General features: G+C 59.9%; 15 protein-coding genes. 5 read left to right on the top strand and 10 right to left on the bottom strand.

Going from position 1 to position 15,345, the window contains the following annotated elements:
- Positions 1 to 185 precede the first annotated feature (185 nt).
- Together HU760_RS12560 and HU760_RS12555 are read left to right on the top strand one after the other, a co-directional pair.
- Positions 186 to 713: an isochorismatase family protein gene (locus tag HU760_RS12560; protein ID WP_186674252.1), complete on the top strand. Its 528-nt coding sequence runs from the start codon at positions 186 to 188 to the stop codon at positions 711 to 713.
- A 90-nt stretch (positions 714 to 803) separates the two neighbouring features.
- Positions 804 to 1,841, top strand: coding sequence for a GGDEF domain-containing protein (locus tag HU760_RS12555; RefSeq protein ID WP_186674253.1), 1,038 nt, complete (start codon positions 804 to 806; stop codon positions 1,839 to 1,841).
- Here the strand turns inward: HU760_RS12555 and HU760_RS12550 are convergent.
- From HU760_RS12550 to lhpI, 6 genes are all read right to left on the bottom strand, one after another.
- The gene (locus tag HU760_RS12550; protein WP_186674254.1) at positions 1,820 to 3,814 is read right to left on the bottom strand and encodes a heavy metal translocating P-type ATPase; all 1,995 of its coding nucleotides are present in this window, start codon (positions 3,812 to 3,814) and stop codon (positions 1,820 to 1,822) included. The two genes, HU760_RS12555 and HU760_RS12550, sit on opposite strands and share 22 nt — an antisense overlap.
- Before the next feature lie 70 nt (positions 3,815 to 3,884).
- Positions 3,885 to 4,925, bottom strand: coding sequence for a protease modulator HflK (gene hflK, locus HU760_RS12545; RefSeq protein ID WP_186674255.1), 1,041 nt, complete (start codon positions 4,923 to 4,925; stop codon positions 3,885 to 3,887).
- Positions 4,912 to 5,910: a protease modulator HflC gene (gene hflC, locus HU760_RS12540; protein ID WP_186674256.1), complete on the bottom strand. Its 999-nt coding sequence runs from the start codon at positions 5,908 to 5,910 to the stop codon at positions 4,912 to 4,914. Before hflC ends, hflK (HU760_RS12545) begins: the two co-directional genes overlap by 14 nt.
- Positions 5,907 to 7,889, bottom strand: coding sequence for a protease modulator HflK (gene hflK / locus HU760_RS12535; protein ID WP_186674257.1), 1,983 nt, complete (start codon positions 7,887 to 7,889; stop codon positions 5,907 to 5,909). Before hflK (HU760_RS12535) ends, hflC begins: the two co-directional genes overlap by 4 nt.
- A gap of 288 nt (positions 7,890 to 8,177) precedes the next feature.
- Entirely contained in the window at positions 8,178 to 9,185 is a 1,008-nt protein-coding gene (gene lhpH / locus HU760_RS12530; protein ID WP_186674258.1) for a trans-3-hydroxy-L-proline dehydratase, read from the bottom strand.
- Between the two features lie 15 nt (positions 9,186 to 9,200).
- Positions 9,201 to 10,145 (bottom strand): bifunctional Delta(1)-pyrroline-2-carboxylate/Delta(1)-piperideine-2-carboxylate reductase, encoded by a 945-nt coding sequence (gene lhpI, locus HU760_RS12525; protein WP_186674259.1) that lies wholly within the window; start codon positions 10,143 to 10,145, stop codon positions 9,201 to 9,203.
- A gap of 189 nt (positions 10,146 to 10,334) precedes the next feature.
- Here lhpI and HU760_RS12520 point away from each other — a divergent pair, with 189 nt between their 5' ends.
- A complete protein-coding gene (locus tag HU760_RS12520; RefSeq protein ID WP_225932813.1) occupies positions 10,335 to 11,204 on the top strand; it encodes a FadR/GntR family transcriptional regulator in 870 nt (289 codons plus the stop codon).
- Positions 11,205 to 11,292: 88 nt separating this feature from the next.
- Here HU760_RS12520 and HU760_RS12515 read toward each other — a convergent pair whose 3' ends face one another.
- The gene (locus HU760_RS12515) at positions 11,293 to 11,754 is read right to left on the bottom strand and encodes a lysozyme inhibitor LprI family protein (protein ID WP_225932854.1); all 462 of its coding nucleotides are present in this window, start codon (positions 11,752 to 11,754) and stop codon (positions 11,293 to 11,295) included.
- Positions 11,755 to 11,879: 125 nt separating this feature from the next.
- Here HU760_RS12515 and HU760_RS24710 point away from each other — a divergent pair, with 125 nt between their 5' ends.
- On the top strand, positions 11,880 to 12,902 hold the full coding sequence (locus HU760_RS24710) for a DNA translocase FtsK (protein WP_437179824.1): 1,023 nt from the start codon (positions 11,880 to 11,882) through the stop codon (positions 12,900 to 12,902).
- A gap of 46 nt (positions 12,903 to 12,948) precedes the next feature.
- On the opposite strand, the gene HU760_RS12500 is transcribed toward HU760_RS24710, so the two are convergent.
- The 3 genes from HU760_RS12500 to HU760_RS12490 all read right to left on the bottom strand — a co-directional run bounded on the left by HU760_RS12500 (position 12,949) and on the right by HU760_RS12490 (position 14,710).
- Positions 12,949 to 13,425, bottom strand: coding sequence for a hypothetical protein (locus HU760_RS12500; protein WP_186674261.1), 477 nt, complete (start codon positions 13,423 to 13,425; stop codon positions 12,949 to 12,951).
- A 109-nt stretch (positions 13,426 to 13,534) separates the two neighbouring features.
- Positions 13,535 to 13,963: a hypothetical protein gene (locus tag HU760_RS12495; RefSeq protein ID WP_186674262.1), complete on the bottom strand. Its 429-nt coding sequence runs from the start codon at positions 13,961 to 13,963 to the stop codon at positions 13,535 to 13,537.
- Positions 13,964 to 14,065: 102 nt separating this feature from the next.
- Positions 14,066 to 14,710 carry a hypothetical protein gene (locus HU760_RS12490; RefSeq protein WP_186674263.1) on the bottom strand — a complete coding sequence of 215 codons (645 nt, stop codon included), beginning with the start codon at positions 14,708 to 14,710 and terminating at the stop codon, positions 14,066 to 14,068.
- A gap of 192 nt (positions 14,711 to 14,902) precedes the next feature.
- Here HU760_RS12490 and HU760_RS12485 point away from each other — a divergent pair, with 192 nt between their 5' ends.
- A complete protein-coding gene (locus tag HU760_RS12485; RefSeq protein ID WP_186674264.1) occupies positions 14,903 to 15,322 on the top strand; it encodes a hypothetical protein in 420 nt (139 codons plus the stop codon).
- Positions 15,323 to 15,345 lie beyond the last annotated feature (23 nt).

Below are 15,345 nucleotides of genomic sequence, written 5' to 3'. Positions count from 1 at the left end.
GTTATTGCTAGCTTCGCTGCATGATCAACGATTGCCTGACCTCGACCACTACCACCACGACCGCTGCAGGCGGAGCGTGCGAGGTGTCGTGAGCGTATAGCAGACGAACTTCAAAGGCCCGCCAGCGATGGACGGGCCTTTTTTCTGCCCCGTGCATCGCTGGCTCCACGCAAGGAGATGCAGCCATGTATGCCCTATTGATACTCGACATCCAGGTTGGGCTTGTTCACGGCGCCGAAAAACCCTGGCGCTGTGAAGCGTTGCTGGAAACCTTGAATACCCTGATGGACCAGGCACGCAGTGCAGGCGCCCCGATCTTTCTCGCGCGCCACGTGGGGCCAGCCGGCTCGCCAATCGAGCCCGGCAGCCCCGCAACGCTGATTGCACCAGAACTCAAGCTTCTGGGCGGCGAAGTGGTATTCGAGAAGCGCCGGCCCAATGCCTTCGAAGACACCAGCCTGGCTGCCCAGCTGCGCGCTTGCGGTGCTAGCGGCGTGGTAATCACAGGCCTGAAAACCCAATATTGCGTCGACAGCACCTGCAGGGTAGCCCGTGATCTCGGGTTTGCCGCTGTGCTCGTTGCAGAGGGCCATTCCTGCTCGGATACACCGCTGATGAAAGCCAGGGATATCGTCGCGCACCACAACGCAACGCTTGATGGCCCGTTTTGTCAGGTGGTTCGCGCAGCAGACTGGCGCTTCCCCCGGCCCTGACGCCATGACCTATGCTGTGCTTGTCTGAAGGCGCTACAGAAGCTGCCAGCCACGCCCAGACGCGGCAAACCGAGGAATGGAGACTCAGATATGCCAGCTTGTCCGTTACCCGCTGACGAAGCGTTGCGCCAGCGCACACTCGACGACATGAACCTGGTCGACACGCCTGCCGAGCATTACCTCGATACCCTGGTGCGGCTCACCCAGGACCTGGCCCACGTCGACACTGTGCTTATCAGCCTTATCGATCAGGACCGCCAGTGGTTCAAGGCGCGTATAGGGCTCGAAGCCAGCGAGACGACACGCAGTGTCTCCTTCTGCGGCTACGCCATTCTCGGCGAAGATACCTTGATGGTCGCCGATGCCAGGTACGATACGCGCTTCGTCGACAATCCGCTGGTACTCAACGCACCCTATATCCGCTTCTATGCCGGCCACCCCCTGCGCGCCGGAAACGGCAAAGCCATCGGTACGCTGTGCATGTTCGACCCTCGGCCGCGTGAGCTCAGCAAAGCCCAGCAAGCGAATTTCAAGGACCTGGCCACACTCGCGGAAGGCTACCTGCAACTCCGGGCCCTGGCGCAGGTCAACCGCGATCTACGCCTTGAAATGGATCGCGAGCAGCGCAAAGCCTTGCTCGATCCGCTGACTCAACTGTGGAACCGCGGCGCGTTGGCGGCCTTCGAAGGGCATCAGCGGCGATTGGCCGAGCAGAATGGCTTACAGCTGGGTGCAATTTATGCAGACCTGGATCATTTCAAATCCATCAATGACCGGTACGGCCATTCCGGCGGCGACAAAGTGCTCTGCGAATGTGCCCGGCGTCTGCGCGCGGCACTTCGCCCCGATGACCTGCTGGTGCGCCATGGCGGTGAAGAATTTGTCGCCATATTGCAGGTCAAGGACAGCGAAGAGCTGCGGCGCATCGCCGAACGAATCCGTGAACTGGTCGGTAGCGCACCGATGCAGTTGGCCAACGGTCAATTGAACGTCAGCCTGAGCATAGGCTGCACCCTGTTCGCCAACGCTGAAACGATGGAGGACGCGCTGAACCGCGCCGATACAGGGCTGTACACGGCCAAACAGCAAGGGCGTGACCAGGTAGTCTACCGGGCACCGCCTGCATGAGCAGAGCGTGGCTCCGGGGCTGGCAACAGGCTGCTGTGCTCCAGGTTCCTCTCGTCATACCGTAAAAGACGCCCGGAATTGGTCAACACCAGCAATGTGCTGAGGTTGTGCAACAACGCCGCGACCATTGCCCCTGCAGCCCCGAGGATGCCAAACGCTGCCGCGACGACAATGGCCAAGGTCCAGCCCAGGCCGATCAGCACATTCACTTGCAGGGTGCGACGGCAGCGGCGGCTGAGGCGGATGCAGGTGCCCAGGCGCCGCAGGTCACCGTTGATCAGCACGATATCCGCTGCGGCCAGCGCGATATCAGCGCCGCCCGCACCGATCGCCACCCCCACCACACCGGCTTTCAGCGCCAGTGAATCATTGATGCCATCGCCGACCACCAGCGGCCGCAGGCCAATCTGCAGCTCATGGTTGACCTGCTGCATTTTGTCTTCCGGCAATGCTTCGGCTACCACCCGCGTGATACCAAGCTGGGCAGCGATCGCTTCGGCCACACGCTTGCGGTCACCGGTCAACAGCAACTGGCGCTCAAGGCCCAGCTCTCGCAACTGCTGCATCGCCTCGGCGGCTTCGGCGCGCACATTGTCGGCCAGAAGCAGCCAGGCCAGAAACTGGCCATTCAGGGCCAGGCCAGCAATCGGGCCATCATGTTCAGGCAGTGTGGGCACTTCGATGCCCAATTGGCTGAACAGCTCCGGGCGGCCCAATGCGGCTTCGCCCTCGACCGCGCGGGCCACTACGCCAAAACCCTGGCGCTCCTGAACATCCACCAGCGGCAGATGCCGGTCATGCGCCACCAACGACGCCAGGGCCCGGCTGACCGGGTGGCTACTGGCCGCACCGAGACTGGCGGCCAGTTCGATGATGGCGGCCTGCGACAACGAACTCGAGATGTCGACCACGCTGCGCAGACGCAGGTTGCCGTAGGTCAGGGTACCGGTCTTGTCGATCACCAGCGAAGACAGGTCGGCGAGTTCCTCGAGAAAGGCCGACCCGCGAATCAGGATGCCGTGCCGAGCGGCGACGGCAATGCCTGCCACTGCTGTCGCCGGCGCGGACAGCACCAATGCACACGGGCAAGCCGCCACCAATACGGCCAGCATGGCCTGCGCATCGCGGGTAATGAACCAGGTCGCGGCGGCGATCAGCAGCACCAGGACCATGTAGCGCCCAGCGTAGCGCTCGAGCAGCCGCGTGATTGGCGGCTTGGCCTGTTCGGCGCGCTGCATCAGCGCGATCACCTTGCCCAAGGTAGAGTCCTCGCCGACGCGGGTGACTTCCACGCGCAGCAGGCCATCGAGGTTGATCGAGCCACCATGGATATCCATGCCAGGGCTGACTTCCTGCGGGACGGATTCGCCGGTGATGGCCGCGGTATCGAGGCTCGCCTGCCCTGCGACGACCCGGCCATCGGCGGGCACGCGGTCGCCGGCTCGGACCTCGACCTGGTCGCCAGGCGCAAGGCTGGCGTTGTCGACCTCGCGCACCTGGCCATCGGCACCGATCAGGCGTGCATGGCTGCGTGTCAACTGGCCAAGCGCGGCAATGGCTTCCTGCGCACCCAGCACGCTGCGCTCTTCGAGGATATGGCCGAAGATCATGATGATTGGCAGCAGTGCCGCAGTGGCCAGGTCACCGGTCGCCCAGGCGCCCAGCATGGCCAGGCCGATAAGCTGGTCGGTGATACCGTGCAGGCTAGGATGCAACAGGCTGTGCCAGGACGCGCGCAAGACCGGGATGGCTACCAGTAGCGAGGCAACGCCCAGGAGCATCTGGCTGACCCCCTCCTGGGTTGGCGTCAGCCAGCGCCAGACCAGCCCCAACCCCAGAAGCCCCAGTGCCAGCATTGCCAGGATCAGCTGGCGACCGGCCGTGCGCCGTTCGGCCTGCGACAGCAAGCCCGAGGTGAGGTGGGTATGGGCGTGATGGTGATGCCCGTGGCCATGGCAGTGGTGGGTACTCATCGCGAGCAGCTCCAGAAATGAACGTGAGCCGGGGCGGGCCGGCAAGGATCGAGTGGGCAAGGCACTGCGCTCATGGCTTGGGCCCCTGCAGGATCATGTGCCCGGCATCATCCTTGTTGACGGTGGTGACCGAGCCAGCGCGGGCAAGAATTGCCGGTACGCGCTGCTGGTAGAGGCGTAGCAACAGTTGCGGATCCTGCTGTTGCGTCAAGCCGACGATCGTGGCCGTCTCGGCCTGCGCTCGCGCCAGCCGTTCACTGGCCTCGGCCTGGGCCACTTGTACCGTGTGATCTGCCGCCTGGGTGGCCTGTTGCAGTTGACGTGCGGCGTCGTTGCGGGCCTTTGCCACAGCCTGCTCGGCCTGCTGGCTCGCGGTGAGCACGGCGTTGAACGCACTGACCGCGGACCAGGGCAAGGAGGACTGGATGTCGACCCGCGCCACCTCGATCCCCAGGCTGGCCCCGGCCGAGCGCAGACGCGCCAGGCTGGCATTGATGCCCTGTTGCAGGTCGCCGCGAAGTTGTTCGCGGTGCTCGGCCACCTGAGCATCCGTCCCAACCAGTTCAGGGCGCGCCACCAGGATGGCATCCATGTCGCGCGAGGCACAGATCAGTACCGCGTTGCGCTCCACCAGGCGGTCCAGGGCGGCCTCGACATGCGGTCGCTGGCGCGCGAAAGCATACGGGTCGGTCACGGTGTAGAACACCCGCACGTCCAGTTGTACGGCGCCGGCATCGCCGGTCAGCAGAAACCCGGAGCCTGCCGTGGCATCACTGGCCAGCGAGCCGTCCTTGTCGGATTTCTGCGCCAACTCCGAGCGCAGCAGCACCTCGACCCGACGCTCGGTAACACGCCCTGCCGAGGGCAACATCACTACCTGCTCGAACGGTTGCGGCCATGCCAGCAGCAGGCCGGCATTCTGGATACGTGCCTCGGCGCCGAGGCGCAACACCACCGCGCGGCTTTCCGGCCCCACCTGGCGCACGTTGCCGAACAGCCAGCCCACTGCCGCCAGCAGGGTCACCACGTAGAGCACCAGAAAGCCGATGCGCCCTGACTGCAGCCAAGGGCTGTCGGGTAACCGCGACGACAACTGTTCAGCGATGGCCATGGTCAGCTCCAACTGGCAACGCGGGCCCTTCCACCAGCGCACGGAACGGCGCCGCGTCGGTTCGCAACACCAGGCGCGTGGCAGGGTTGATGACCGAGCCCAGGGTATCGAGCGAGCGCAGCAAGGTGTACAGCTCTGGCGCACCGGCGTATGCCTTGCCATAGATGTCCGCCGCCTGCACTTGTGACTGGGCCTGGATCTGTGCGGCCTTCACGTTCGCGTCGGCTTGCAGGATCCTGGCGTCGCGTTCGGCGGCTGACTGGATTTCGGCAGCCTTGCGCTTGCCTTCTGCAGTGCGCTCGGTGGCGATGGTTTCGCGTTCGGCACGCATACGGTCGACAGTGGCATCGAGGGTTACCTTGGGCAAGGTCAGACGCTCGAGGCCCACCTGCACCACACGTACCCCATAAGTGTTGATCAGTTGCTGCTCGATCCGATCCTGCAGGCGCTGCTCGAACGCATCGATACGCACCCGGCTGGCGTCGACATTGACCAGGTCTGCCAGTTCGAAGCCGCTGGCAGTGGTTTCCAGTGCCGAACCCAGCAGGGTGCGAATCTGCCGCGCCGCCTCGTCCGGCTGGTTCTGCACCGCTCGCATGAACAACTGGATGCTCTGCGGGTCGGGTGCTACCTGCCAGGCGATGTAGGCCTGGACAATGATGCGCAGGCCGTCGCGGGTACCGACATCCTGCAGCCCGCTTGAGGTCGTGCGCAGGCGTAGGTCGACCGGCACCGCGGCCTCGAACGGCACCGGCCAGCGCCAATTCAGGCCAGGCTCCATCAGCACGCGCGACGGGTTGCCGAAGCGCGTGATGACCGTTGCCTCGCCCACCCGAACCTGGACAAGACACGCCGTCGCAGCCATCACCAAAACAAGCAGCAATGCCACGCCAAGGCGTAGCCAAGCCGGCCGGGCAAGCTTGCGGCCATGGTCATGCTCGTGAGCGTGGCTGTGGTCATGACCGTGTGCAGAGTGGGAATTCAATGGTTACGCTCCTGGGTGCGTCCGGATGCGGGTACTGGCTGTGTAGGGTCGACAGGCACAGCGAAGCTGCGCAGGTCCAGGGTCGGTGCCTGGGTTGCCGCCAGGCGGTGGTCGATGATCAGGCTGCTTGCCCCGGCCATCCCCTGCGACAAACGCTCCAGGTACTGCTCCAGCAGAAAAGCCTGGCCAGCGTGCTGCCACGCGGTGCGTTCGGCGGCAAATCGCAGCGCGGCGGTGTTGGCCGCGGTTTCGGTTTCGTGCGCGTCGGCTGTGGCCTTGTCGGTCAGCGATGTTGCCGTGAAGCGCGCCTGGTTGAGCGTTTGCATGGCCTGGCCACGATCGCGGGCGATCAGCGCCTGGGCGCTGATCTGCGCAGCCTGCACGGCATGGTAGGCATGGGCCGCGCCCGCTGGCGGGTGAATCGCCTCCACCGAAGTTGCCAGCAGTTCCACCCCGCTGTCCATCCGGTCCAGGTCCGCCTGCACGGCACGGCCTATGTCACGGCCTAGCGCCGTACGCTCGGCACCGAGCAAACCATCCAGCGAGCGGCCGGCAAAATCGTGAACCAGCACGCGGTTGGCAACGCTGCGCAGCAGTTGCACAACGTCGGTGCTGTGGTAGGTTGCCGCGAGAGCCGCCGCGTCACTCATGCCGATACGGTAGATGAAACGCACGTCCATGTTCACGATCTGCAAGCCCTGGCGCCCGCCCTCGGCGCCGGCGATAACCTGTGAGTTCTCGCTCAGGTGGGTGGTGTCCCACAGCCGATTGGCCGATGCCGGGGCTGCCCCCTCGGCAGCGGCCAATGGGCCCGCCGCATTGGCCGCGTTGGAAGTTGCCAGCTCATGGATGATACTGTTGTCTATGCTGAGTACCTTGCCGAAAGGCCAAGGCAGGCCGACATGCAAGCCCGGCTGATACACCTCCACTGGCTTGCCAAAACGTTCATATACGCCGCGACTGTTCATCGGCACTTCCACGATGCCGGTCAACAACCAACCGACCAACGCCACCAGCGCCGCTACAGGCAAGAACGCTCTGCGCATGAAGGCAAAAGCCCATACCTGGCGCAGGTCGATACCCAGGCGCTGGTGTAATTCGTTCTGCAGCACTGTGATCGGGCGCGGTGGCCATTGCAGCATGTCGCCAACCAGGCTGCGCGCTACCAGCGCAGGCTCTTCGCGTGGGCGCCACGGGCGAAACAACGCAAACACTGCCCGCGACAGCAGCTCGAACGCTGCCAGCCCTGGCAGCACACCTATCAGCACCGCCAGGCGCGCCGGCCACAGTCGTTCGCCATCGACAAAGACCAGGCAGCCAATGGTCAACACCTGTACAGCGATGACCACCCGAACCAACGCCGCAAGCGCCTTGGCCTCGGGCCAGGTCGCCGTGCTTTCTGCCGTCAGGTGGCGCTCGGCCACGACCAGGCAGAACGCGAACACGGCCAGGATGCCGATCGCAACCCAGGTCACCTGACCGGCGACCAGCGGTACGGGCAAATCAAAGCGCCAGGCGCCTTTGACCAAGAGCAGCGCCAGCCCTGCAAGGCCTGCAAGCCAGGGCGTCTCGGCACCAAGCTTGTGCAATTGCCTTCGGCACGCTTCACCCATCTGCGCGCACCAGCGATCGAAACGGCTGAGCGATTGCGGCTCGGTAGTTTCCACCGTAGCGCTGCGCCAGAACGCCAACTGCAGCGGCGTTGCGCCCAGCAGGGTCGCGCGCCAGTTGGCCACCCGCCAGGCTGACTGCGCAGCCGCAGCCAACAGCAACAACGCCGCGGCATTGACGGCGAGCAGGACGAACCAATGAGAGTCGGGGCTGAATACCCCAACCAGCCCCTGCAACATCAACAACAGCGTGGCGAATGTCAGTGCCAGATAGGTCACCCGCACCAGTTTGCTTGCGTGCGCCGTCGCGCGCTGGAAACGAGGAAACCCATCGAGGGCGTTGACCTCGGTGTCTGGATCGACGCTCATGAAGACTCCAGGAAATGCCAGGCGCCACGAGTCAGGCCCTGAACAGGCTGGTAACAATTTGCAACAAGCCGTAACGTTATAACAGGGAATGTAAAAATTCTGTTCATGCTCAAGAGCATGTGTCGGGCTGTAGGAGCTGGATCACAAGGGCGAGCTGGAACCACTCAAGAGAGCTAAGACACGTCGGCTGATCAGCGCATCATAGCCATCCGCCATCGCCATCAAGCGAGCGCTAATGGCGATGTCATCGGCGTTCATGCCGCGTCGCGTTGATGGACAAGGGCACTGCTAGCGAACAAGGAAGCCATTTTTCTGCGGATCTCGATCGTCAATGATCCAATTGCTAAAGCCGCAGATATAGGCATTTCCGGACACCTCCGGGATTACCGCCGGGATGTCGCCGATCATCGTTTCCTTGACCACCTTGGCGGTGAAGACGGAGCCGATGACCGACTCGTTGATGAGCAACTCGTCCTTGCCGAGCTGGCCGCGCAGGTATAGCTGCGCAGCACGACCGCTGGTTCCCGAGCCTGTTGGCGAACGATCAACTTCACGGTCGGCAAAGATGCAGCAGTTTGCCTGAGTCGACCCGGGGAACCGCGGCTCCCCATCAATGATGGTGCCGTAGATATGATTGATCTCAGGGATGTGTGGATGCACCACTGGAAACGCCTTGTTCGCCGCCTCCTTGACCTCGGCACCAAATTTCTTCAGTTCTTCCACCGACGCCTCGCGAATTGCCAGACCATGCGGTTTGCCGCTGGTATAGAAATAGAACGCGCCACCATAGGCGATGTCGCCGGTCACTTCCCCATAGCTCGGCGTTGTGACAGTCACGTCGCGTTTGTAGATGAACGACGGCACGTTGATGAAGCGCACGCCGTTGGCATGTTTGCCATCCCACTTCACAAAAGCCTCGATGAAGCCGCATGGTGCATCGATGCCGACACGAGTCTCAGGCTCGGTTCGCTCAACCCAGCCCAGCTCGACTGCGGCCGTGGCCAAAGCGATTGTGCCGTGCCCACAGTGGTCGCTGTAGCCTTCGTTGTGCAGGAAAATGATGCCAAAGTCAGCTTGCGGCGAGACGGGTTCGGTCAGGTATCCGCCATACATGTCGGCATGCCCGCGTGGCTCGAACATAAGAGCCTGGCGAATGTCATCTGCATTCTTCAGCAGCCAGGCGCGGCGCTCTACGATTGTCTTGCCGGGCAAACGCGGCAAACCTGAAGTCACAATACGGAACGGTTCACCACCGGTATGGACTTCTACGGTATTGATGGAGCGAGAGATCTGCATGAGGCAACCCTTTCGTTATCGACGCAGGTCACTGGCATTCAGCGATGCCAGCGCAACCCGAGACGCTGCCAAATCCCATGCGGCGGTGCCAACGCTTTTGAAAACAGCCGGTCTGGATGCATCAACCCCGTGCTTCAGAGCGTGGGCGAGCGACTTGACCTGAGCCCAGTCAACCCCCGCTCGCAGCAGGTCACCTGCTTCATGCTGCGCGCCGGCAGGCTCATCGGCGTAAATGACGCTGGAGTCCAGCGTGTGTTTACCAATCTCAGCCATCTCCGGCTTGAAGGCGCCCACACCAATTACCAGTCGACCTGGCTTGGCGAGCTCGTCGTAAACAGGCTCAGTGCTGGTGGTGACGGTGATCACCACGTCGACATCAGGCACACCTGCGTCCAAAGGCTCCAAATGGGGGTGCAGCTCACGATTGCGATCGCAGAACTCGGTTGCCATCTGCAGATCCAGGCCGCGCACAAAGACCTTGGCTTCTGGATAGAGGGCATTGATTGCCTGAACGTGGTAGCGCGACTGCGCGCCGGTACCGAAGAGCAGGATTTGCTTCGGTGCCTCTTTCCGGAAGGTACGAATTGCCAGCAGCGTTACTGCCGCGGTTCGGCGGCCAGTCACTTCAGGACCGTCCAGCAGACAGACGATCTTGCCCGTGGTGGCATCACAGACGGTCACGGTGCCATTGATGGTCGGCAGTTCAAGCTTAACGTTCCCGGGGTGAACGTTAACCAGCTTGTGGATACCGATGTCTTTCGCAGTCGCGGGCATGCTCAACAGAACGCCCCCCTCACCCAGCGGTACGACCATGCGCTCAGGGCTGAGGATCGTGGCGTCATCCAGCTCCCTGGCCGCGCTATCGATCGCTTCGACAAGTTGACGGAAATCCAGCAAATCTGCAGTTTTCGCTTGGTCACATACGATGATCGAAGCGTTGGTGGTGGATGGATTACTCATTTTTTACTCCTTGCTTTTTCTTATTCATTTCTTCTCGTACCCACCCCATAGGGCTCAACTGGTCTGTTGAACGAACCACTTACCGTTCTCCTGGATCCAGCACCTACCATGACCGTGCCGGAAACGCCTGACTGGTACGGATTATAACCAGTTACTGGTTGATAATATGCCCACAATTCGATTGCATCAATGACCAATTTCCTCTCAAAAGCGAGAATTTCACCTCAAAAGGTCGTAAATAAGACCGGACACCCTGAGATTGGTCATGGCGAGTTGAAAAGAGAGTATGATCTGGCAGAAACCAACCACTGGCGACTGGTCATGACAACAGACCAAAATGTAATGAAGGCCGACTTCCGGCCGAAGCAGATTTACGAACAGGTCGCTGATCAGATCCGGCAGGGAATACGCTCCGGCACCTTCCAGCCAGGCGCCCGCCTGCCTTCGGAAAGAGATCTTGCTCAGCGTTTCCAAGTCAGCAGGCCTGCAGTTCGGGAAGCCATCGGCGCCCTGCAGAACGAAGGCGTGGTCATTACCCGGCATGGATCCGGCACCTACGTCATCGACAAGGTGACCCAGGAGGTGAGCCCGCTCTCGCCATCTTCAGAGGCGGACTACAGTCCTATCAGTACCTTGGAGGTGAGGTTGCTGATTGAGCCGGCGATTGCCAGGCTTGCCGCGCGCCGCGGTAAAAGAGATGAACTAGCGGAGCGCTTCCTGGCGCAAATGGCGAATGTGAAGGACATCACTGACGCTCGTCAGCAGGCGCTATGGAATGAATGCGATCGCAAGTTCCATCGACAGCTGGCGCTCATGACAGGCGACATGCTCATTGCCAAGATCGCTGACGAGATTGAACGAACGATGGCTCAGCCTCTCTGGAATCGCCTGAGAGATGACGGCATCCATGATGCTGCACGCATCCAGTTGTACGTTGCGGAGCATCGACTGATCTACGAAGCCATCGTTTCCGGCGATGAGGAAGCAGCGGCCTTCTACGTGGAAGGCCATCTTAAGCGTGTTCACCGGGATATCAGTCGTGGGGACGAGACAGCTTGATGACTAGGTTCTGTACGAGATCCCGAGAGACTGAATCAACGCCCTTCGGAAGCTGAGGTTCTGTAGGGTTCTCCGCAACTACGGAAAGTCAGTTCCACTCATCCAGTGCGCGCAAGCGCTGGAGGGCGTGCTTGTATTGGCAAAAAAGAGCATACGTAGCGCGAGCTGTCCCGGCAGCACTCTGTGCCCCTATTCCATTGCAGTCGGATTTGGCGTATTGCTTCCACCGTGCCTGAGACTCCTCTAGCAAGACCGGAACCGTCTCGAAAGTTGCAAACGCGCTCGGATGCCCAACCAGCTCTCGAGCAGTTACCATCTTCTTCTGATACTTCTGTTCGACCGCTTCGTTACTCGTGCGCACCATCGCCAACAGACACATATCGCTATCGTTCGTAGAGCGCACGTCTGGTCTCCTAAGGCACTCCTGCCACACGGCCTCCACACTTGCTGCGAACTGGCGCACCTTCGCATCCAGTTCTTCCTCTCGACCAACATCAGCGTGGGCCGTACCGACCACCAGCAATGATCCCATGCAGATCGCCTTGAACATACTTGTCACGTGCCTCACTCCTTGTGGTGGCTATTCAGGGACTGAATGGTGCAGCAAGAAGAGTATGCGCGCCACCAAACGGCGCACTTCGATTTTGTGGCCCGGGTCACTCCGCTCGCTTGCACATGTCGCAATCCAGACGCTGGCAGATCCAGGGCTTTACGCTGGACCATGTGGCGCAAGCCTGCCAGGGCCAGGGCGACGTGCATCGTTACCATGTACTACCGCCCTACTCGCTTCGCATGACCGCTGAGCTTAGGGACCTGCTCGAGGCATCTGCCGGACAGGCAAAACGTTGCCTCAACGCTGAGATCGTTGCTCGCTTGGAAGAGAGCTTCGAGAGAGAAGCTGTCGTGCAGCCCCTGTCGGAGCACGAAGCCGCCATGCAGGTACTGGCAAAGATGTATCAGGAGACCCAGGATAAGATTAACGAGCTGAAATCAATGCCTAGCTTGAGCCCAATGGAGCAGGTCGAGCTGCTGCATGAAGAGGCTACTGCAAAGTATCTCCGCCAAGCGGCCGCACGAGCATCAATGGCGCCAGGGGATCGGCCTGCTCGGAGCAAGAGGGGGTCGATGCCCAGCCCACAGCCGCAACCGCAACCGCAGATCGAGATTTCAGATCTAACGCCCAACGACGATTCGCTGTATCTGGAGGCCGCACGCTGTGTTGTGTCGAGCCGCCGCTGCAGTGTATCGGCTGTTCAGCGCCAACTGAAAATCGGCTACAACCGTGCAGCGCGGCTGATCGAAGCGCTTGAGGACGACTGCGTTATCTCGGCACCTAATGCAGAAGGCAGTCGCCACCTACTCACCCCCCAGCAGCGGAGCGCTGCACGCCTGCTGCCTTCCAAAGCCGAAATCGAACAGCAGCGAAAGCAAGAAGAGCTAGCTCTTCGTACCGCGTACCTCGTAGAAAAGTACGACGACCAATCAATCGTTCAGGCCATCCTAAAGGAGAAAATCTGGGAGGGGATGACTGCCGCTCAGCTATTCGACTCCGCCGGAGAGCCCGAGGCGATTGACCAAAAGTATATGAAGAACAAATCACGCGAGGTATGGAAGTATGATCACGAGGGCCGTAATCGTTATCTGCTTCGCGTAACACTGGAGAACGGCCTGGTGGTTGGCTGGGACTCTCGCAGTTAACTCAGCCCGGCCAAGCGCCGGGCTCGTCTCGTCACACTTCTAGCACTTACATATTAGGAGGCGCCGGGCGCACATTTTGTATCTGGACACCCAAACGATCTATGAGCTCTTCCAGCTTGGTGCGGTTCCCGTCGCTACTTGCCACACCTGCCAGTGACTGACCTACAGAATCTTTGGGCAACGCCAGGATATTCTTGTACGTGATGGTGATCGAGTTCGATCTCTTTGAGTTTTGGCTAGCCGAGGTGTCTGCATGGATGCCTACCCCATCACTGACAACAGGAGGTGCCAGATCGACCTTGAGCCCTCCACTTGCAGTCGTGTCAGCCGATATATTGAACGTAACCGACGCAGATTCTGCAAATAGCCCGGTTTTCGCATCACCTTGAGCGGCGCGCATAGCGTTTATACCCTGCCCTACTTGCTCCATTGCCTGAACCAATGTGATTTCACTGGGCTTTGTAACTTGTTGGCAACAGCCTGTTAAAGACACTACGCATAGGACCATCATTACGTGCTTCATAACCGCTCCTTGTCAGAATGGCATATGGCCACCCTTGGAGCGTAGCTGTGGTTTTTATTCGTAGCTGTGGCCAGATGCAAAATGCCCAGCGCGGGGCTGGGCTCGGCAATCACTGCTCCTGAGGAGACCAGTTGAACTTGTAGTTCAACGGAGGTAGCTCGTAGTGTTCTGCCAGATACAGGCCCAGCATCTCGCCTTCCTTCGCGTATGCCGCTGCTTTGTCGACAGTGGGATACCAGCTCACCCAGAGCGTGTCCAGTGGGAACATTTTTTCGAACGACGCGAAGCTGAACCGCCATCCTGCCATGTGGCCGGTAGCGCCTTTCGTACGTGCACATCGGATGAATGCTGCAAGGCGGCGCTTGAGGTTATCCGACTCTCCAACAGTCAAAATACCGTTATTGTCAATGCCCACTGCTCGCGCGATAGCACGGTCTGCACAGATTATGTACACGCCAGGAACTGCCGGCGCGCTCTGATAATGATCTACGAGCTTCAGCCACTCCGGCTCCCAACCTTCCCAATTTTTGACCTTCATCAGACGCCTCCAATGATAGAGGCAAAACAATATCACAGCCTCCCCCTAGCCGGGGGGGCAAGATGCAAAAAGCCCAGCGCGGGGCTGGGCTTCATCTAGTAGTTATCCTAAGTATCGGAAAACCCACTGCATTTCACAATTATCTCCACGAATGCTCCCCTTATCTGGGTCCTTCAACGAAACCTTGTTCCAGAACGGGTTGCTATCGTCTCCCGATGGCCAAGAGTGACGGCAAGAGTTGGAGCCGTCATACGGGTTATCCCAATCAACCTTGAATGATATTTTTAGGTCTTGGGGGCCGGCATTTTCGAAACTGCCACATATGCAATACTCAACCGATCCCTCCGTGCCAGTAAATATTCCGCTTGACTCGCTGCCCCAGGCAACCGTCTGTCCTGGTTCAATGACATCTGGTGGTTGCATGCCATCCATCCAAATCCCATGACTTAATTCACTCTTCGCCTTGATCAAACTGAATGGACTACCATTAACAAATGTTATCTTTACAGACCTAGCGGCACCGGACCTAAATCCGAGAATATTTGCAAACTCCTGAGCAACACGAACCGCCCCCTCCGCAATAGCACTGCTAACAGAATTGAATGATTTCAACGCTGATGAAACCATTTCCTCTGATATCAGATCATGGGGTGGCTTCGCCTGGTGGCTACCCATCCCTCCGCCAAAAGCTTCGTCAATCCATACCATTACGCGAGCAGCACGAAGTTCTTCATCTGAATTGGACATAACGCCTTCCCTTCCTTAGCAGGCAAATACCGTTTGGCTTACAGCACATAAAGGCTAGCAGAGGTTTCGATCCTTCACCGCCCCTGTCCGCCCATCCACCCTGGACGGAAAGCCAGTACGCGCACGGCTCCGCGCCGTAGTAGCGTTATGCCTCCACCAACTACTTAAACCTATCAAACGCAGGGAAAAGGTATGCAGTACCACAGCACCGAACATCTGGAGAGGCATGAAGAATTCCGCCGCATGCTGATTTTGGCGGCTCAAGGAACCAGCCAGCTCCTTATCGTATCCCCAGACAAAATCGACACGCTTGAAGACTATCTGAAGGCTTCTTTTCAAGAGGCTCCGGCCAGAAAGCTCAGGAAAGAGAAGTCTCTAAAAATCAATGACAGTCTTACAGTTTTTCTTGAAGCCAAAGATCCTAACTCAGGCTTCTCAAGAGGGCACGTTTTCATCCCTTGGGCTTCCATGCACACAGTGGACCGCGCCGTGAACGATAGTCGATCGATCAGTACCTTCTACATTCCGCACTCAGGTCCAGATTCCGGCCCCGGGACCGTGGATGAGCTTGCTCTGTACAAGAATAAATACCCGAGCTCGAAAGAGCTGTAACGAACCGCCCCGGTACATTGCCG

The sequence above is a fragment of the Pseudomonas oryzicola genome (assembly GCF_014269185.2).
Lineage (GTDB): Bacteria > Pseudomonadota > Gammaproteobacteria > Pseudomonadales > Pseudomonadaceae > Aquipseudomonas > Aquipseudomonas oryzicola.
The sequence above is the reverse complement of the archived record's forward strand: the minus strand, read 5'-3'. Positions and strand labels throughout refer to the sequence as shown.